Annotated in this window: 14 protein-coding genes; 5 read left to right on the top strand and 9 right to left on the bottom strand. The window is 66.1% G+C overall.

Annotated features, from left to right (window positions below):
• Positions 1–42: 42 nt before the first annotated feature.
• The 7 genes from H7J93_RS22350 to clpB all read right to left on the bottom strand — a co-directional run bounded on the left by H7J93_RS22350 (position 43) and on the right by clpB (position 8434).
• Entirely contained in the window at positions 43–1143 is a 1101-nt protein-coding gene (locus H7J93_RS22350; protein ID WP_267308488.1) for a glycoside hydrolase family 76 protein, read from the bottom strand.
• A gap of 15 nt (positions 1144–1158) precedes the next feature.
• Complete coding sequence (locus tag H7J93_RS22345; RefSeq protein WP_267308487.1) at positions 1159–1800, bottom strand: TrmH family RNA methyltransferase; 642 nt, start codon at positions 1798–1800, stop codon at positions 1159–1161.
• Complete coding sequence (locus tag H7J93_RS22340; protein WP_267308486.1) at positions 1793–2692, bottom strand: hypothetical protein; 900 nt, start codon at positions 2690–2692, stop codon at positions 1793–1795. The genes H7J93_RS22345 and H7J93_RS22340 overlap by 8 nt, the downstream gene beginning before the upstream one ends.
• 12 nt (positions 2693–2704) lie before the next feature.
• Positions 2705–3481 carry an SDR family NAD(P)-dependent oxidoreductase gene (locus H7J93_RS22335; RefSeq protein WP_267308485.1) on the bottom strand — a complete coding sequence of 259 codons (777 nt, stop codon included), beginning with the start codon at positions 3479–3481 and terminating at the stop codon, positions 2705–2707.
• A gap of 14 nt (positions 3482–3495) precedes the next feature.
• Positions 3496–4317 carry a trehalose monomycolate transport factor TtfA gene (gene ttfA / locus H7J93_RS22330; RefSeq protein WP_267308484.1) on the bottom strand — a complete coding sequence of 274 codons (822 nt, stop codon included), beginning with the start codon at positions 4315–4317 and terminating at the stop codon, positions 3496–3498.
• 169 nt (positions 4318–4486) lie between these two features.
• Entirely contained in the window at positions 4487–5821 is a 1335-nt protein-coding gene (locus tag H7J93_RS22325; RefSeq protein ID WP_267308483.1) for an alpha/beta hydrolase domain-containing protein, read from the bottom strand.
• Positions 5822–5887: 66 nt separating this feature from the next.
• Positions 5888–8434, bottom strand: coding sequence for an ATP-dependent chaperone ClpB (clpB, locus tag H7J93_RS22320; RefSeq protein WP_267308482.1), 2547 nt, complete (start codon positions 8432–8434; stop codon positions 5888–5890).
• A gap of 171 nt (positions 8435–8605) precedes the next feature.
• Here clpB and H7J93_RS22315 point away from each other — a divergent pair, with 171 nt between their 5' ends.
• The 4 genes from H7J93_RS22315 to H7J93_RS22300 all read left to right on the top strand — a co-directional run bounded on the left by H7J93_RS22315 (position 8606) and on the right by H7J93_RS22300 (position 13612).
• Positions 8606–9007, top strand: a complete 402-nt coding sequence (locus H7J93_RS22315; RefSeq protein WP_267308481.1) for an Rv0361 family membrane protein — start codon at positions 8606–8608, stop codon at positions 9005–9007.
• A 90-nt stretch (positions 9008–9097) separates the two neighbouring features.
• Complete coding sequence (locus tag H7J93_RS22310; protein WP_267308480.1) at positions 9098–9913, top strand: FAD binding domain-containing protein; 816 nt, start codon at positions 9098–9100, stop codon at positions 9911–9913.
• Positions 9910–12627 (top strand): molybdopterin-dependent oxidoreductase, encoded by a 2718-nt coding sequence (locus tag H7J93_RS22305; protein ID WP_267308479.1) that lies wholly within the window; start codon positions 9910–9912, stop codon positions 12625–12627. The genes H7J93_RS22310 and H7J93_RS22305 overlap by 4 nt, the downstream gene beginning before the upstream one ends.
• A 10-nt stretch (positions 12628–12637) precedes the next feature.
• Entirely contained in the window at positions 12638–13612 is a 975-nt protein-coding gene (locus H7J93_RS22300) for an antibiotic biosynthesis monooxygenase (protein ID WP_267308478.1), read from the top strand.
• On the opposite strand, the gene H7J93_RS22295 is transcribed toward H7J93_RS22300, so the two are convergent.
• On the bottom strand, positions 13609–16785 hold the full coding sequence (locus tag H7J93_RS22295; protein ID WP_267308477.1) for a multicopper oxidase family protein: 3177 nt from the start codon (positions 16783–16785) through the stop codon (positions 13609–13611). The genes H7J93_RS22300 and H7J93_RS22295 overlap by 4 nt on opposite strands.
• 110 nt (positions 16786–16895) lie before the next feature.
• On the bottom strand, positions 16896–17387 hold the full coding sequence (locus H7J93_RS22290) for a nuclear transport factor 2 family protein (protein ID WP_267308476.1): 492 nt from the start codon (positions 17385–17387) through the stop codon (positions 16896–16898).
• A gap of 69 nt (positions 17388–17456) precedes the next feature.
• Between H7J93_RS22290 and H7J93_RS22285 the strand changes: the two genes are divergently transcribed.
• Positions 17457–18128, top strand: coding sequence for a GAP family protein (locus H7J93_RS22285; protein ID WP_267308475.1), 672 nt, complete (start codon positions 17457–17459; stop codon positions 18126–18128).

Below are 18128 nucleotides of genomic sequence, written 5' to 3'. Positions count from 1 at the left end.
GCGGCGCGGAGAGGCGAACGATTCGCGGTGTGGGCTCGGTTGTCACGTGTCGGATACCGCGTGGGCTGCTTCCATCAGCATCCAGCCCGACAACTGCACGGACAGGTCGCGTTCGGGAATTTCGGATGCGTTGACGGCGCCTTCGACGAATTCGGCCTTCTTGCCTGCGGCAGTGGGGATCTCGGCGATACGGTCCCAAAACGCGGGAAACAGCGGTAGGTCCTCGACGGTCTGCCGGTTCTCCCATGCCGCCTCGGCGGAGGTCAGCACCAGCTTGCGTGCGGTGTCGCGGGCGGCCTCGTCGTCAGAGTCGTTCTGGGGCAGCGAGGTGGCCACCAGCGCCAGATACCGCGCCAGGATGCCGTTGAACAGTCCGCCGTCGCCGCCGCCCGCACCTTTGATGATGCCGTCGGGCGCCATGTGGTCGCGCACCGCGGCGACGAGGCGGTGCACCCGCTTGGCGTGGTCGGGGTCGTCGGTGCGCTGTGCGAGTTCGGTTTCCAGGCCAAGCACCACTCCCTGACAATAGGTGTATTGCGCCCGTACCAGCGACCCGCCCTTGATCCCGTCGAACACCAGATGGGTCTCGGGATCGATCAGTGTTTCGTCGAGCCAGTCCGACATCTGCTGAGCCCGCCGCAGCCGGTCGTGGCGCGCCAGGAAGATGGCCGCGGGACCGTTCGCGGGGGCGTTGAAGAACTGGTCCTGCTTACGCCACGGAATGCCGCCGCCGTCTTCGGGCACCCATGCGGTGAGGAACTGTTCGGCCAGCGTGTCGAGCGCCTTGGCTCGCTCGACACCCGCGAGTCGACCGGCGCGCTCGAGGGCCAGCGCCAGCCACGCCATGTCGTCGTAGTAGTCGTTGGTCCAGCGCAGGTTGTTGCGGAACCGGTGCCCCCGAATCTGCCGGGCGATCTTGACCTTCCGGGCGGGCTGCGGGTCGCGCAGCTGGGCGTCGACGAGGCAGTCCAGCAGATGGGCCTGCCACCAGTAGTGCCAGGTGCCGAACATCCGGTACTTGCGTTCAGAGGGCCAGGCGACGACACCGAGCTGGGTTCCCGGTATGGCCCAGAGCTTCTTCAGATGGCGCTTGGTGATCGCCGCCTCGGCAGTGCCGGCGCGATTGGCCCATAGCTGATCCATGGGATCGATCCTGCCCTACCAGGCCGCCGAAATGTCCCCATGTCGAACGATCCAGGCATGCATCGCGATGCCGGCCGCGACGCCGGCGTTGATGCTGCGGGTCGAGCCGAATTGGGCGATCGACACCGTCATGGCGGCACCGGCCCTGGCCTCGTCGGTGATGCCGGGCCCCTCCTGGCCGAAGATCAACAGGCACTCGCGGGGCAGGGGCGTCGACTCGAGGCGGGCGGCGCCGGGCACGTTGTCGACGGCGACGACCGTCAGCCCCGCGTCGGCGGCGAACTCCAGCAACTCGGCGGTGGTGTCGTGATGCCGCAGCCGTTGGTAGCGGTCGGTGACCATCGCGCCACGACGGTTCCAGCGGCGCCGTCCGACAATGTGGACGGTGTCCACCGCGAAGGCGTTGGCCGTGCGGACAACGGCGCCGATGTTGGCGTCGTTGCCGAAGTTCTCGATCGCGATGTGCAGCGGATGCCTGCGCTTGTCGATGTCGGCGACGATGGCCTCGCGCGTCCAATAGCGGTACGCGTCAACGACATTCCGGGTGTCACCGTCGCGGAGCAGCACCGGGTCGTAGCGCGGATCGTCGGGCAGCGGTCCCTGCCACGGACCGACGCCGGGGGCCTCGCCCCATTCGGTCGGGCCCGCGTCACTCATCGGTCGTCCACAACGCCGCGTGGGTGCCGACCAATGACAACGTCGGGTAGAGCAGCGCCTCGTTGATCTCGCCCTGCGTGCACAGGGAGACGCGCACCTGCACGGCGCCACGGCTGCGTTCGGGCAGCACCAACACCGAGGCGCCGTAGACGTCGCATTGGTGGCTCAGCCCCGGCACCGGCAGCGTCGGGGACATCAGCACCATCGTGGGTCCGCCGCGACGCTGTGCCGCATCGCGATATTGCGTTGCCGGGCCGGTGATCTCGAGACCCAGCAGCATGTAGCCGCCGCCGGTGAACGCATTCACGTCGCCGAGGTCGGCGGCGTCGAGCATCGTGCCGTCCTCGCGGAAAGCGTCGACGCTGGTGGTCTTGAGGGTGAGCCCGGTGTCGTCGTTGGTGGTCAGCGGCAGCCCGACAGGAAACGCCGCGGGGAAGGCGGTCGTCGTGCCGGGCATCCGGTCTGCGGTCGAGTACACGTACACCCCGCGCACCTGGGTCTGATCGCGCTGCGGCCCCAGGCACACCGTGCCGGACAACCGGTCGGGTGTCGACGACGACAGCGGCTGCACATCCAGGTCGGTCACGTCACGGCAGCCGCCGATCGCGGGGGCCTCGAGCGGGTGCGCCAACGCGCCGTACAGCCCGAAGCGCAGGTTCTTCGGATCGGCGTTGGTACCGTCCCCCGACGGCGACGCATCGACGTCGACCAGGACGTAGTCGCCGTCGAACCGCATGTTCGACACCGACATGTTCCAGCCCAGAATCGCCAGTGATTCCCCGATCGCGACGGTCTGCGCGGCGTAGATGTCGCCGGTGTCGTCGTCGCCGGAGCAGGCCGAGGCCGCCAGGACGACCGCGGTGAGGGCCGCAAGGACCGAACGGACGGACACGTCAGGTGCGACTCAGGTTCTGTCGCGGCCGCGGCCGACGACTTTCGTGACGGCCCGCACCAGGTTTCGCGGGACCATGCGGCCGCCGGTGGTGAGCGCCTTGTACTGCAGGCCGGGCACGATTACGACCTTGTCCCGTGCGACGTCGGCCATCGTCTCGCGAACGACCTCGTCGACCTCCAGCCAGAGGATCGACGGTGTGCCCGCCATGTCGATGCCCGCCCGCTCGTGGAATTCGGTGTGGATGAAGCCCGGGCACAGCGCATGCACACCGACGCCGGTGCCGTCGAGACCGTTGGCCAATCCCTCGGAGAAGGAGACGACCCACGCCTTGGACGCCGAGTAGGTCGAGCCTCGACCCGGCAGCAGTCCGGCGACGCTCGCAACATTGATGATGGTGCCTTCGCCCGCGGCGATCATCGGCGGCAGGGCCGCGTGCGTCAGCTGCATGACCGCCGTGACGTTGACGTCCAGTTGTGACTGCAGGACTGCGAAATCCGATGTCCAGAACTCACCGGAGGTCGCGAACCCGGCGTTGTTGACCAGCACCCGCACGCCGGCGGCGAGGCGATCGGCGACCTTCGCGCGGTCGGAGGCCTCAGCGAGATCGGCGACCAACACCTCGACGTTCGCACCCGCCTCGTCGTGCAGTTCGGCGGCGAGCCGCTCGAGCCGCTCGGCATCGCGCGCGACCAGCACGAGGTCATAGCCGTCGACGGCGTACCTGCGGGCGAATCCTGCGCCCAGCCCAGATGTCGGTCCGGTGATCAGTGCGACAGGGCGTGCCATGCCGTAGAGAGTACTTACCGCTGATAGTGCGGTGACTGCCGTCCATTGCGCGCCTGCGGCGGCGGGGGCGGCGCCGCGGGACGGCCGTGCGGTTCGGGGCGCGGCGGTGCCTGGACGTTGGTGCCGCCGGTGCGGCCGGCGGGGGCTTCGGCACGCGGCGGTGCCGGCTGGATCGGACGGCTGGGCGATCCGCTGCGGCGCACGACGCCCTGGCCGGCGGAGGCCTGTGGTGTCGGCGGCAGCACCCGCAACAGGTCGTTGAACTGGCGCACGGTACGCAGACCCTCATCCCACTGCGCCCGCGTGCTGGTGACCGGCATCGACACCAGCGTCCAGTGCTGCTCGTTCCACATGATCTCCGCGCAATCCGGCGCGGTGTGGGCGAACGTCACCATCCGCCGGTCGCACGCGCGCCGCGCCGCGTCGAGGTTGGTCGAGTACACCATGCGCGGGCCGATGGCGCCGAGCAGCCAGATGTCGTTCTCGCGCGGCTCTTTGATTCCCTTGAGGCGCAGGTCGACGACGACGTTGGTGCCGACCTTGCGGTGCAGGGCGATGACGGTCGCCACGTCCTCGAGGTCGAAGATGAAGACCGCCTCGCCGCGGATCTGCCCGAGCACCACGTTCTTGGCGGTGACGTCGCCGACCGTCGACATGACGCCACGCTTCCAGCGCGACACGATGTCACGCGATTCGTGCTCGTAGTCGAACCCGTGGGACTTGGCCCACGACTTGCGGCGACGTCCCAGCCCACGTCGACGGTCGATGTCGACATATAGAAGAACCGCCGCACCCACGAAACAGAGCGCGGACAGCGTGAACCAAAGCGGGACCATTGCGTCCTAGCCTACTTGCAGGTAGCCCTCAAATCCGAACTCGAGGGGATCACAGCCGCGTCACAGCGTCCTGTCAGCCCCGAGTCCGCCGAAACTGCGGACAGATCGCGTACTGGCGCGAAATCCCGATCTGCCCGCAGTTTCGATGCCCGGGGTCAGGCCGCCTGGGTCAGGCCGGGTAGGTCGCCTCGGCCAGTTCGAGGATCTCGACGCGGTCCGCCGCCAGGATGAAGCCCGCCTCGATCGTTTCGTCGAGGGCCGCGGTGAAACGTTCCAGGTAGTCGGCCTTACCGCCGGGATAAAGCCTGCTCAGGGTGTCGGCGTCGAACACCTCGCCCGAGCCGAAGATGAACGACATCAGGCTCTCGTTCGGGGCGAGGCCGGAAAGCCGCGCGGTCGGCACGTCCACCCAGGGCGTGCGGACACCACCCACGGCGAGGCCATTGGCGTCGAGTTCGGGCACCACGGGTTCGGACCCGGTCAACGCGATCGGCGGGGCCGCGGGCGCGGGTTTACCGGTGCGCACCCAGTCGTTGAGGTGCGCGACGGCGGCCTGCAGGACGTAGTGGTGTTGGGGCCCGAAGTTGATCTGGTACGAGAGCTTCTCGCCCATGAGCTCGTTGGTCGGCGTGTATGTCGCCGCGAGGTCGGCCAGCGGTACGGAGCCGCTGTCCATGAAACCCCCGATGATCGTGTAGTTGTCGGCGTGCGCCGCACCGGGTAACTCCCACGTCCGCAGTCGGTCGCTATCCGGTTGCCGCACAGCGTGATACCCGACCCGGAAGCCGCCGATCAGGTCGGTCTCGGTGATGAACGCCAGGACAGGAACGCGGGGGTCGGACCGAAACGGGACAGCCTCCATGGTGGATTCGTGCTCTTCGAAAAGGCTCACACCGTCGAGCGGCGCGGTATTGCCGAATCGGGAGTGCACGAGGAACCCGTCGTACGTGGCGGCTTCCGGATCGACCACGTTGATGTAGGTCGACAGGAACGCAGCGGACTGCGACTCGCCCACCCCCAGCACGGTTTCCGGACTGAGCCCGTCGACGGCGCCGCCGCGGATCAGGCGTCCGACCTGGGTGTAGATGTCATAGGAGAATGCGTCTCCCGGATGGTGCAGCTGCGAATAACGTTCGGCGTTCTGGGTTTTCAGCGACATGTCGATACCGACCAGACTCGTGCCGCCCTCGATGCCGACGTGCTGGGCCGACACCCCGACGTACGCATAACTCGAGCGGGCGATCTCACGATGCGCCATGGACCACACCGCCGGTGCATCCATCCCGCCGCTGACGTTGAGCCATTCGACGATGACGGTTCCGTTGAACGCCGTGCTATCGATCGGCTGCAGCACCACGATGCGGGTGGTGTAGTCCGCCGTGTCGTCGGACGCATACGACTCTGCGGTGCCTGAGACGAAGAACTCCTCGGCGCCGTAACCCAGCGTGGCCAGGTCGTAGGCGCCGAGGAGCAGGTTGGGGGTACCGGAAACGGGTGTGATCACACCCCTATCTTGCGACTTCGGCGTGCTCAGTCACGCTAAACGTGACCGAGCACGCCGAAATCGCTGTTAACCCAAAACCAGCGAGTCGCCGTCCGCGCTGACGTTCACCGGCACGACGTCGCCGTCGTGCACCTCACCGGCCAGCAGCAACTTGGCCAGCTGGTCGCCGATCGCCTGCTGGATCAGCCGCCGCAGCGGCCGCGCCCCATAGAGCGGATCGAAACCACGCTGGGCCAGCCACTGCTTGGCCGGCAGCGACACCTCGAGGGTGAGGCGACGCTGCGCCAGCCGCTTCTGCAGCTGCTCCAACTGGATGTCGACGATCTGGACCAACTCGCCGGGCTCCAGCCCGTCGAAGATGATCACGTCGTCGAGCCGGTTGATGAACTCGGGCTTGAACGCCGCCCGCACCGCGGCCATCACCTGCTCCTCGGAGCCACCGGCACCCAGGTTGGACGTCAGGATCAGGATCGTGTTGCGGAAGTCGACCGTGCGGCCCTGGCCGTCGGTCAACCGGCCCTCGTCGAGTACCTGCAGCAGCACGTCGAACACGTCCGGGTGCGCCTTCTCGATCTCGTCGAACAGGATCACCGTGTACGGACGCCGCCGCACCGCCTCGGTCAGCTGACCGCCCTGGTCGTAGCCGATGTAGCCGGGAGGCGCACCGACAAGGCGGGCCACCGAGTGCTTCTCGCCGTACTCGCTCATGTCGATACGGACCATCGCCCGTTCGTCGTCGAACAGGAACTCCGCCAACGCCTTTGCGAGCTCCGTCTTACCGACACCGGTCGGGCCGAGGAACATGAACGACCCGGTCGGCCGATTCGGGTCGGCGACACCGGCACGGCTTCTGCGAACCGCATCGGAGACGGCCTGGACGGCCTTCTTCTGGCCGACGACGCGCTTGCCGAGCTCGTCCTCCATGCGCAGCAGCTTGGCCGTCTCACCCTCGAGCATCCGGCCCGCCGGGATACCGGTCCACGCCGACACCACGTCCGCGATGTCGTCGGGCCCGACCTCCTCCTTGAGCATCACGTCCTCGCGGGCCTCGGCCTGCGGGATGGCGGCGTCGAGCTTCTTCTCGACCTCGGGGATCCGCCCATACCGAAGTTCGGACGCCTTGGCCAGGTCGCCGTCGCGCTCGGCCCGGTCGGCCTCACCACGCAGCGTCTCGAGCTGTTCCTTCAGTTCGCGGACGACGTCGATGGCGTTCTTCTCGTTCTGCCACCGGGTGGTCAGTTCGGACAGCTTCTCCTTGTAGTCCGCGAGTTCGGCGCGCAGCTTCTCCAACCGCTCCTTGCTGGCCTCGTCTTCTTCTTTGGCCAGCGCCATCTCCTCGATCTCCAGCCGGCGCACCAGGCGCTCGACCTCGTCGATCTCGACGGGCCGGGAGTCGATCTCCATCCGCAGCCGGGACGCGGCCTCATCGACGAGGTCGATGGCCTTGTCCGGCAGGAAGCGGCTGGTGATGTAGCGGTCGGACAGCGTCGCGGCCGCGACCAGCGCCGAGTCGGTGATGCGCACACCGTGGTGCACCTCGTAGCGGTCCTTGAGCCCGCGCAGGATGCCGACGGTGTCCTCGACCGACGGCTCACCGACGAACACTTGCTGGAAGCGGCGCTCCAACGCGGCGTCCTTCTCGATGTACTTGCGGTACTCGTCGAGCGTGGTGGCACCGACAAGGCGCAGCTCGCCGCGAGCCAGCATCGGCTTGATCATGTTGCCCGCGTCCATCGACCCTTCGCCGGTGGCGCCCGCACCCACGATGGTGTGGAGCTCGTCGATGAACGTGATGATCTGACCGGCCGAGTTCTTGATGTCGTCGAGCACGGCCTTGAGCCGTTCCTCGAACTCACCGCGGTACTTCGACCCGGCAACCATCGAACCGAGATCCAGTGAGACGACGGTCTTGTCGCGCAGGCTCTCCGGCACGTCGCCGGCGACGATGCGCTGGGCCAGGCCCTCGACGATCGCCGTCTTACCGACACCGGGCTCACCGATGAGCACCGGGTTGTTCTTGGTGCGACGGGACAGCACCTGCACGACGCGCCGGATCTCGTTGTCCCGGCCGATGACCGGGTCGAGCTTGCCTTCGCGGGCGCGCGCGGTCAGGTCGGTGGAGTACTTCTCCAGCGCCTGGTAGGTGCCCTCCGGGTCCGGGCTGGTGACGCGGGCGCTGCCACGCACCTTGACGAACGCCTCGCGCAGCGCCTGCGGCGACGCACCGTGGCCGGTGAGCAGCTTGGCGGTGTCCGAGTCGCCGGTGGCGAGGCCGACGAGCAGGTGCTCGGTCGAGACGTACTCGTCGTCCATCTCGGTGGCCAGGTTGGTGGCCGCGGTGATCGCAGCGATCGACTGGGGCGCCAGCTGCGGCTGCGCGTTCGACCCGGTTGCGCTGGGCAACCGGTCGAGCAGCCGCTGTGTCTCGGCGCGCACTGTCGCGGGCTCGACACCGACGGCCTCCAGCAGAGGTGCGGCAATGCCATCGTTCTGAGTGAGCAGTGCCATCAACAAATGGGCGGGCGTGATCTGCGGGTTGCCTGCGGCAGTGGCCGCCTGCAGCGCCGAAGTCAGGGCCGCCTGGGTCTTGGTCGTCGGATTGAACGAGTCCACGACACCTCCCCTTCCGTGTGTACAGAGGGCCGCACGAACGACCCTTGAAATGCTTGTCGGGTTGTTCAACGCCGTCAAGATTGAGTCTGTTCCGCTCAACTTTAACTTATTTGGGCAACACGCCGTCCACGCGTACCCATCGGCGCCGTCGTCGTCCGTCACGCTGGACGAATGCGGCATGCGGTCCTGCCGTCCGTCGCGGCGGCGCTGATGATCCTGTCAGCCGTCCCTGCGCACGCGTCCACCGACGAGGACCAGGTGCGCGCCGTGCTCGACGGTATGAACGCCTCGTACAACGGCGCGGACTTCGGCGCCTTCGCCTCACACCTGTGTGCCGCAATGCGCCGGGCCCCCGGTTTCGAGGCGGGCTGGTACCACAGCAGGAAGGCCGACGGGCCGACCCGCATCACCGTCATATCGGTGGACGTCGCGGGCGATCCGCCGTCCAGTGCGATCGCCAACGTCCGGTTCGCCGCCGCCAACCAGGCCGACCCCACGATCGTGGAGGTCGACTTCGTCCGCGAGAGCACCGAGTGGAAAGCCTGCCGCTACAGCCGCGCCCGGACTATCTAGCTACTCGGCGACAATTGCCTAGTTGGCCTAGGCTCAGGTGGCCCAGGTGGCCGCGACGCGCGAAAACCCTGATCCCCAAAGGGGGAAAAGATGGACCTCAACACCGTCACCGAGGTGGTCAGGCAGCCTGCGGACCCACCGGGGGCGCAATGGCGCGATGGCGACGCGTTTCTCGCGGGCGGCACGTGGCTGTTCTCGGACCAGCAACCACATCTACGGCGGCTCATCGACCTGATGCCGCTGGGCTGGGACACCTTGTCGGCCAGTGAATCCGGGCTCGAGATCGGCGCGATGTGCACGATCCGCGACCTCTACGCATTCGCCCCGCCCGCCGACTGGACCGCGGCCCCGCTGTTCACCATCAGCTGCGAAGCGTTCCTGTCGTCGTTCAAGGTGTGGAACACCGCGACGGTCGGGGGCAACATCTGCATGTCGCTGCCCGCGGGTCCGATGATCACCATGACGGTGGCCCTCGAGGCCACCTACACCCTCCGCTCACCCGACGGATCCGAGCGCGTCGTCGACGCAGCGGATTTCGTCACCGGAAACAACGCCAACATCCTCAGACCGGGCGAGGTACTGAGAAAGATCGACATCCCTGCGTCCGCGTTGCGGAAACGGCACGCGCACAGACGCTTCACCCTCACCAAGCTCGGCCGCTCGACGATCTTCATGATCGCCACACAGGGCCAGGACGCCGACGACCTCCTGCTGACCATCACCGCGGGCACGACGCGTCCTGTTCGGCTGGCCTTCGATTCGGCGCCCGACGCCGATGCGCTGGCGGGCCGCATCGGCGAACTGCCCGACGAACTGTGGTTCGACGATCCCAACGGCAGTCCCGGTCACCGACGCCATCTTGCCCTGTACTACGCAGAACAGATTCGGGCGGAGCTGGCGGCATGACCTACACCGTGAACGGTAAGACCTTCGACGAGGAGCCGGCGCCGGGTCAGTGTCTGCGCACCTTTGTCCGCTCGCTGGGCTGTCACGGCGTCAAAAAGGGTTGTGACGCAGGTGATTGCGGTGCCTGTACGGTGTGGCTCGACGGGGATCCGGTGCACAGCTGCATCACGCCGGCCTTCCGCGCCGAAGGCCGCGAGGTCACCACCATCGAGGGCCTGGGCACGCCGGACGATCTGCATCCGATGCAGAAACAGTTCCTCGAAGCGCCTGGCTTTCAATGCGGCTTCTGCACCGCGGGGATGATCATGACGTCGGCGGCGCTGACCGATGAGCAGAAGCAGGACCTTCCTCGGGCGCTGAAGGGAAACCTCTGCCGCTGCACCGGATATCGCGCCATCGAGGACGCCGTGCACGGCGTTCGGGCCGTCGAGGACGCCGCCCCCGGTGAGGCCGTCGGCGCGAGTGTCGCCGCGCCCGCGGCGGCCGGGGTCGTGACCGGGACCGTCGAGTTCACCATGGACACCGAAGTGCCCGCCATGCTGCACCTCAAGGTGCTGCATTCGCCGCACGCGCACGCACGCGTCGTGTCCATCGACAAATCGGCTGCCCTCGCGGTGCCGGGCGTGCACCGCGTGTACACGTGGGAGGACGTGCCCAGAAAGCGGTACAGCACAGCGATTCACACCGACCATCTGGTGGATCCGGACGACACCTACATGCTGGACAACGTCATGCGGTTCGCGGGTCAGCGGGTGGTGGCCGTCGTCGCCGACTCGGTGGCCGCCGCCGAAGAAGGTTGTCGCAAGGTCGCCGTGGAATACGAGATCCTGCCAGCGGTCTTCGACCCCGAGGAGGCGATGGCCGACGGGGCGCCGCAACTGCACAGCTATGACGACCCGTTCCCGCACGACAAGGAGCGCAACATCCTGCTCGAACTGCACGGCGAGGTGGGTGATGTCGGCGCCGGATTCGCCGAAGCCGATGTGATCCACGAGGGCACGTACTACACGCCGCGCGTCCAGCACGCCCACCTCGAGACGCACGGGTCGATCGCGTGGATGGAGGAGGGCCGGTTGCACGTGCGAACCAGTTCGCAGTCGCCCTCGGTCGCCAAACTCAAACTCTCCCATCTGTTCAGCCTTCGGCCTGATCAGCTGCGGGTGTTCTGCATGCGGGTCGGCGGCGGGTTCGGCGGCAAGCAGGAAGTCATCGCCGAAGACCTGGTGGCACTGGCGGCATTGGACACCGGTCGGCCCGTCTGCTGGGAATACACCAGGGCGGAGGAGTTCACGACGGCCTCGCCGCGGCACCCGATGAAGGTCACCGTGAAGCTCGGCGCGAAGGCCGACGGCACGTTGACCGCGTTTCAATTCCGCAACGTGGCCAACACCGGCGCCTACGGCAACCACGGCGGTGAGACGCTGTTCGCCGGAGGCGCCGCGATCATGCAATACCGTTGCCCAAACAAGAGATTCGACGGCTACTCGGTGTACACCAACACGGTGCCCAGCGGGGCGATACGGGGCTACGGCATGACCCAGCCGACCTTCGCGGTGGAGTCGGCGATGACCGAACTCGCGCTCGCCCTCGACCTCGACCCGATGGAGTTGCGCCGCCGCAACGTCATAGCACCCGGCGACGCGCTGGTGGCCATCGGTGAACACCCCGAGGATGTGACGTTCACCGAGGACGGCCTGACCGCCTGCATCGACATGGTCGACGACGCGCTGCGCAACCGGCCGGCCGAGCAGGACCTGGGACCCGAGTGGTCGGTCGGCACAGGCACCGCGAGTTCCATCCACGAGACCGCTCCGCCCACCGACCATGTGTCCGAGGCGTGGGCCACCCTGCGCGATGACGGCAGCTACGAGATCGCGGTGGGAACAGTCGAATTCGGTGAGGGCACATCGACGGCACACGTCCAGATCGCGGCAAGCGTACTGGGTACTACACCAACACGTGTTCACCTCGTCCAGTCGGACACCGACCGGACGGGATTCGACACCGGCGCGTTCGCGAGCGCAGGCCTCTTCGTCTCCGGCAACGCCGTGCAGAAGGCCGCGACCGCACTGCGGGACAGCATTCTGCACTTCGCCGCGCGGCACACCGGCGTCGATGTCGCGGCGTGCGCGATGGATGACGACGGAGTGCAGTGCGCCGATATCCGGTTGACGCTGGCGCAGGTATTGGAGGCCGCTCGGGCACGCGGCACGCGGTTCACCGTGGCGCGCAAGGCTTATGGTTCACCGCGCAGCGTGACCTCCAACGCGCACGGCTTCCGGATCGCCGTGCACCGCATCACCGGCGAGATCCGCATCCTGTACAGCGTGCATGCCACCGACCCCGGTGTCGTGATCAACCCGCAGCAGGTGCGCGGCCAGATCGAGGGCGGGGTCGCACAGGCGATCGGCTTCGCACTCACCGAGAACTTCCGCCTCGACGCCAACGGGGTGATGGTCAATCCCAACCTGCGCAACTACCGCATCCCCACCTACGCCGACGTGCCGCGCACCGAGGTCCTCCTCGTCGAAACCCATGACTCGGTCGGCCCGATGAAGTCGAAGGGCATCGCCGAGTCGAACGTCAACCCGGTGGCCCCCGCACTTGCGAACGCGCTGCACGACGCCACCGGGGTTCGGTATCGGGAGTTGCCGTTCACACCGGAACGCATCTACGCCCGCCTCAACGAGCACAGCCTCACGCCCGCAACCTGATTGGCAGCATATGGACACGACAGGCGCCACCACCGACACTGCAGCGACGGTCATCATCGGTCAGCGTATTCGGGAGGGACAGGAGCAGGCGTTCGAGGCGTGGCAGTTGAACATGAACCGTGAGGCCGCCAAATACCCCGGCTTCATTGGCGCCGAGATCAACCATCCCACCGAACTGCAGCATGACTGGGTGATCGTCTACCGCTTCGACTCCATCGCGCATGTTCAGGCCTGGCTCAACAGCGCTACCCGTCAGGAACTGCTCACCAAAGCGCAGCAGTACTTCGACGGCCCAGGCACACAACAGGTCATCGGCGGCGCCGCACGGCAGTCGGACCCGCTGGTGACCGTGGTGGTGACTCATCGCGTCGACCCTGCCCATGTCGACGAGTTTCTCGCCTGGCAAGAGCGGCTTCGGGTGGCGGAGAGCAGCTTTCCGGGATTCCGAGGATCCGAGCTGTTCCGACCCGTCGAGGGCGTCCAGGAGGAGTGGACGGCGCTGTATCGTTATCAGAGCGCAGACGATCTCGACCGTTGGTTGGTGTCAGACGAACGCAAACAGCTTCTCGCCGAGGGTGCGAGGTTCGCGGACTATCATGCCCGCACGATCGACAACTCGTTCGGCAGCTGGTTCGCCTTCGACGACCAACGGTCCGACACTCCCCCGCCTTCGGAACTCAAGACGTCGATCGCGGTGTGGGTGGGGCTGTACCCGACGGTTGTGATCCTCACCTTGGCACTGTCGCCGCTGCACATGCCGCTATGGCTGGGCCTGCTGATCGGCAACCTGCTGTCCAGCCTCTTGATGAGCTTCGTGACGATGCCCTACTACGTCAATCCGCTACTCAAGCAGTGGATGCAGCCTCCACCGGGAGTTCCTGCCGCGAAGACGAATTGGCGCGGTATCGGTATCGCCGCTGTGGCGCTGACCTTCTGGACCGTGCTCTTCTATCTCGTGACGCGGGTCTTCTGGCAGCTCCCCTAGCGGCCGGCCAACGGCGGTGTCGGCCCGGCCGCCATCCGCGGAAGCGTGGTCAGCAATTTCGGTACCAGGGTGGTCGCGTCGGGCGCCGAGCGATCAAATGAGTACTTGCGGACCTCCGGCCCGCCGGGTGTCATCCCGGCCACCAGCAGATCGGCTCCGTACACGGTGCTGGTCGTCGCAATCGTGGCTCCCGCGGTGGCCCCGCCGAACGGTGCGAACGAGGCGATCTCGTCGTACTCGACGTTGTCCGCATGGTGGTTCGGACTTTCCAGGTACATCTTCGGTTGTCCGTCGAGCTTCGAACCCGACGACCACACGCGGACGGTGCCCTTGTCGGCGAGCTGGCTGGTGATGATGCTCATCGCGCCACCTTCGCCGCCGGCGACCCATCCTGCGGACACCGCGACGCCGTCCTTATAGTTTTCGTCGTACGCCATGAACTGCGATGTCATCCTTGGGTCGCTCGGCTTACCCGAATGTTCCTGTGTCGCCGTGCCATTGGCCTGGGCACGCGCGGTCGGCTTGTAGAGATCCCACCGGAACGTCTTGATCAGCGGCGGTTCGCCGGGGCCTGGTGCGGTCACGATGCTCTCGCGCCCTGACTCGAATTCGACCAGCCCGGTGGCCAACGTGACACCGGCTTGTGATCCGGGGTACGGCGTGAACGTGGAGAACACGTCGGGCGCTTTACCCGCCTCGGACGGCAGCGTCGACGAGAACACCTTGACCTGTGACTCCGTTCCCGGTCCGGTACCCACGATGATGTTGTCGGCCATCGCGTTTCCGTCGATGTCGGCGCCGGCCACCGTCGCTCCGCCGGTGAAGTCGGAGCCAAACGGCTCGAACCGGATGATCTCCGATTTGAACAGTCCCAGATTCGTGTCGTTACCGTCGTATGCGACGACCTCGGCAGTGGGCCCCTTGCCCGTGCCGACGAGCAGATCGAGGATCATGTCTCCGTTCACGTCGGCCATCGCCACCGACGGGGTGCCCTCGAAGTCGGGGAACGGCACCACGGTCTGCACCACTTCGTCACCGTCACCATCTCGAACCTGAACTGAGGCAGGCTTTCCGCCCGATCCCGGTACCGCCACGGCGTACGTCGACACTTCGGGAATCACGTTGATGGTCGCCATCAGCCCGTTGTCTTCATGGTTGAGCCGATGGCAGTGGATCACATAGGCGCCCGCGTACTCCACGAATTCCTGGCGAAGGGTCAGCGTCGCCGGGGTGCTCACGACGTGCATATCGTTGAAGATCGGCGCGGGAACGTTGACGTTGTCGAGCCCCCACGGTTCCACACCCGTCTTACCTCGGTGCGGGTCGTCGATCTCCATCACCTGAAAGTCGTTGACGTGGATGTGCATCGGATGCGCATCGTTGTTCATGTTGATGATCTTCCACTCCTCAACCGAATTGAGCCGTGGCTGGATCAGCGTGGTGTTCGGGAACCCACTGGGCTCGAACATGTAGATGACGGCCTTGGGGTCGTTGTTGCTCGCGAGTCCGCCGCCGATGGTGTCGGTGATCGTCATCTCCCGGGTCACGTCGGGTGTCATCACCGATGTGTCGACGAACGACGTGTACGCGTCGAGGTTCTGGCCCTGCTCGAACGCCGTGGTCTGTCCTTCGCCGCTGGTGTCCGGCGTGGCGCGGATCAGGGTTTGGGTGGGGAACAAGAAGAACCCGTCGGCGAAGCTGACGAACTTCGGATCCACCGTGAGGGTGCCGAGCACCGCGGGCGTGTTCTTGGTGCCGTTGTTGGTATACAACACACCGGGATTCACGATCGGCTTTGCCTTGGGGTCCGGCGGGAACTCGAGGACGAGATCGCCTTCCTTCGGCATCGTCACCGCGATGGCGTAACGCGACCCGGGCGGCACACTCAGCGTCGTTCCGTCGCCGTAGACCGGCCGGCCCACCTGCGTGTAGGGATTGCCGTCCTGGCCGACGATCGCGAACTTCGGATGGTTACCGGTCGCCGTCTCGGTCAATCTGACTGTCATATATGCGATGTCACTGATGTTGGCCACCACCCAGATCTCCGTCTGGCCGGGCTTGATCTTCAGCTCAGGCTGGAACTGGCCGTTGACCGTGAACTGGACGTCGCGCTGGTTCTCCGGCAGCGTGGGATCCTCGTCGATCTTCGTCGTCGGGCTGTCGAAGCTCATCAGGTTCGAGGGGATGAACTGCGTCTGGCCGCGGTTGTTGAGCGGCGACAGCGGTCCCGACCACCACGGCGTCAGATACTGCGAACCCATGGTGGTGTCGGCGATGTTCACCGGAGCCAGGCTCGGCTGATAGGTGCCGTCGGCAAGCTCGGATCCCTCGGGCGGTTTGAGGGTGCTCACCCACTGCGGCCAGCTGTAGTTGTTGAGCTGATGGCCGTTGCCCTTGCGGTCGAACACGTAGTTGTACTGGATCGCCATGTTGCGAATAGGGATGTTGTTCTGCGTGACCATCGGCAGATTGCCGTCGGGGCGGCCGATTTCCAACAGACCCGCCAATCCCGCGTAGGTCTGTTGCGACGTCATCGTGTGACGGTGGCTGTGGTACCAGTACAGGCCGTTCGGCATGTTCGTTGGCACGTCATACGAGTAGGTGTTGCCCATCCCCGCGGGAATCGACAGCAGCACGTTGTCGGCGTTGCCCGACGGACTCACGTGCAAGCCGTGGGTGTGCAGGTTCAGCGGCGCTTCGGTGAGTTGGGGCGGATACAGCGGCACCTCGCCGCCCTTGGGCGTCATCGCGGGGTCGTAGAAATCCGGGATCGTCAGATTCTGAAGGTCGTTGTCGTAGTGGATGATCAGCTTCTCGCCGGGGTCCACGCGCAGCGTCGGCGCGGGATAGAGATTGTCGCCCTTGGTCGATCCGTCCGACGCCGTTCCCTTGATGAGGTCATAGCCGTACACCAGGAAGTTGGTCACCGGCTCCTTGACGGTGTCGAGGTTGACGACGCCCTGATGCGCCGAGAGCCGCACCTCGAGCACCCCGTCCTTGCTGGAGAGCCGCACCGGTTCCTTGAACGGGGCAGGCTTGCCGTCGGGACCCGCGTTGACACCCGCCTGCGGTACAGGTGCTTCTTTGTCGCGCGAACAGGCACTCGTCAATGCGGCGGTCATGGACAGCACGACCAGCAGCACGACGAGAACGCGTGACTGAGGAAGCCGCATGGCCTCTCCATTCTCCACTGAAGTGGCAACAAAGCGGCGGGAAGTGATGGGGAGCTTACAGTAGGTGAAGCGCCGGTGCTGGCATTCCTAGCAAAGGGTTTCGCGCGCGATCAGGTGGCTGTCTCTTGTGCGGACAGCGCCATCCACTGACCGTTCTGCAACTCGAACACATCGGTGAATCTCTCGACGCCGATCACGCTCTCACCGTCGGCTCCCGGTTGAATCAGCGTGTTGATGCCGTGGATCACCGCGGTGTTGCCCGCGATGTCGACGATCTGATCGGACGGGTTCATCGTGAACGGCAACGGTTCCATGCTCGCGATCTCCTCAGCGCGGGTGAGCAGCCGGCCTTCGGAGTTGATGTGCTTGAACGTCGGACTCAGGATCGCCTCGACCGTGGGGACGTCTCCGGCGGTGATCGCCGCAAGCCAGCGCCTCTCCTGGGCGAGGACGTCCGCACACGGCCCGATGTCGAGCGGCAGCGCAGCGCTCGTCGCCGCATCGGTGCACGTGTCGGCAACGGCCTGCGCGGGCGTGTATACCGCCACGGCCGAGAGGACGGACGCGAGGGTGACGCCCGCCATGGGGGTCCAGCGGTTCATACGATCGGTCCTCTCGGTTGACGATGATTGCTAGGTTGCTAGTCGAATGATGTGTCGAAAGGGGGAGAATTGTCGGCTGATTGGGGATCGGTGCTGATCGAGCTCATACCGCTGGCACTGGTTGTCGCGCTCTCTCCATTGTCGATCATTCCGGCGGTTCTCGTATTGCACACGCCGCGGCCACGGCCGACCGGGCTGGCGTTCCTGGCCGGCTGGTTCGTCGGACTGGCGGTGGTGACGCTGATCTTCATCGAGTTGTCGAGCCTTGGCGGCGGCCTCCGGGAGAAGCCGCCGGGCTGGGCATCATGGCTGCGCATCGTCGTCGGTGCGGCGCTCATCGTCTTCGGCATCTACCGATGGCTGAACCGCAACAAGTCGGAACACGCCCCCAAGTGGATGCAGAGCCTGTCGAAACTCACTCCCGTACGGGGAGGCGCTGCGGGGTTTGCGCTCACCATTGTCAATCCCAAGGTGCTGTTCATTTGTGCCGCAGCGGGTTTGGCGATCGGCACCGGCGGGCTCAGTTCGTCCCAGGTCTGGCTCGCCGGGCTGTGGTACGTGCTGGCCGCCGGCTCGACCGTCGCGCTGCCGATCCTGGCCTACACCGCATCAGGCGACCGGCTCGACGAGCCGCTGGCGCGGCTGAAGGACTGGATGGATCGCCAGCACGCCGTCCTCGTCGCGGCCATCCTGGTCGTGATCGGTCTTATGGTGTTGTACAAGGGAATTCACGGCGTCTAG

The sequence above is a fragment of the Mycobacterium barrassiae genome (genome assembly GCF_025822765.1).
Classification (GTDB): Bacteria; Actinomycetota; Actinomycetes; order Mycobacteriales; family Mycobacteriaceae; genus Mycobacterium; species Mycobacterium barrassiae.
The sequence above is the reverse complement of the archived record's forward strand: the minus strand, read 5'-3'. Positions and strand labels throughout refer to the sequence as shown.

What these genes read in the sequence shown, in the direction of transcription:
- H7J93_RS22350 (WP_267308488.1), bottom strand. Translation starts at nt 1,143, where the DNA reads ATGGATCAGCTATGGGCCAATCGCGCCGGCACTGCCGAGGCGGCGATC.
- H7J93_RS22345 (WP_267308487.1), bottom strand. Translation starts at nt 1,800, where the DNA reads ATGAGTGACGCGGGCCCGACCGAATGGGGCGAGGCCCCCGGCGTCGGT.
- H7J93_RS22335 (WP_267308485.1), bottom strand. Translation starts at nt 3,481, where the DNA reads ATGGCACGCCCTGTCGCACTGATCACCGGACCGACATCTGGGCTGGGC.
- ttfA (WP_267308484.1), bottom strand. Translation starts at nt 4,317, where the DNA reads ATGGTCCCGCTTTGGTTCACGCTGTCCGCGCTCTGTTTCGTGGGTGCG.
- H7J93_RS22315 (WP_267308481.1), top strand. Translation starts at nt 8,606, where the DNA reads ATGCGGCATGCGGTCCTGCCGTCCGTCGCGGCGGCGCTGATGATCCTG.
- H7J93_RS22310 (WP_267308480.1), top strand. Translation starts at nt 9,098, where the DNA reads ATGGACCTCAACACCGTCACCGAGGTGGTCAGGCAGCCTGCGGACCCA.
- H7J93_RS22305 (WP_267308479.1), top strand. Translation starts at nt 9,910, where the DNA reads ATGACCTACACCGTGAACGGTAAGACCTTCGACGAGGAGCCGGCGCCG.
- H7J93_RS22300 (WP_267308478.1), top strand. Translation starts at nt 12,638, where the DNA reads ATGGACACGACAGGCGCCACCACCGACACTGCAGCGACGGTCATCATC.
- H7J93_RS22295 (WP_267308477.1), bottom strand. Translation starts at nt 16,785, where the DNA reads ATGCGGCTTCCTCAGTCACGCGTTCTCGTCGTGCTGCTGGTCGTGCTG.
- H7J93_RS22290 (WP_267308476.1), bottom strand. Translation starts at nt 17,387, where the DNA reads ATGAACCGCTGGACCCCCATGGCGGGCGTCACCCTCGCGTCCGTCCTC.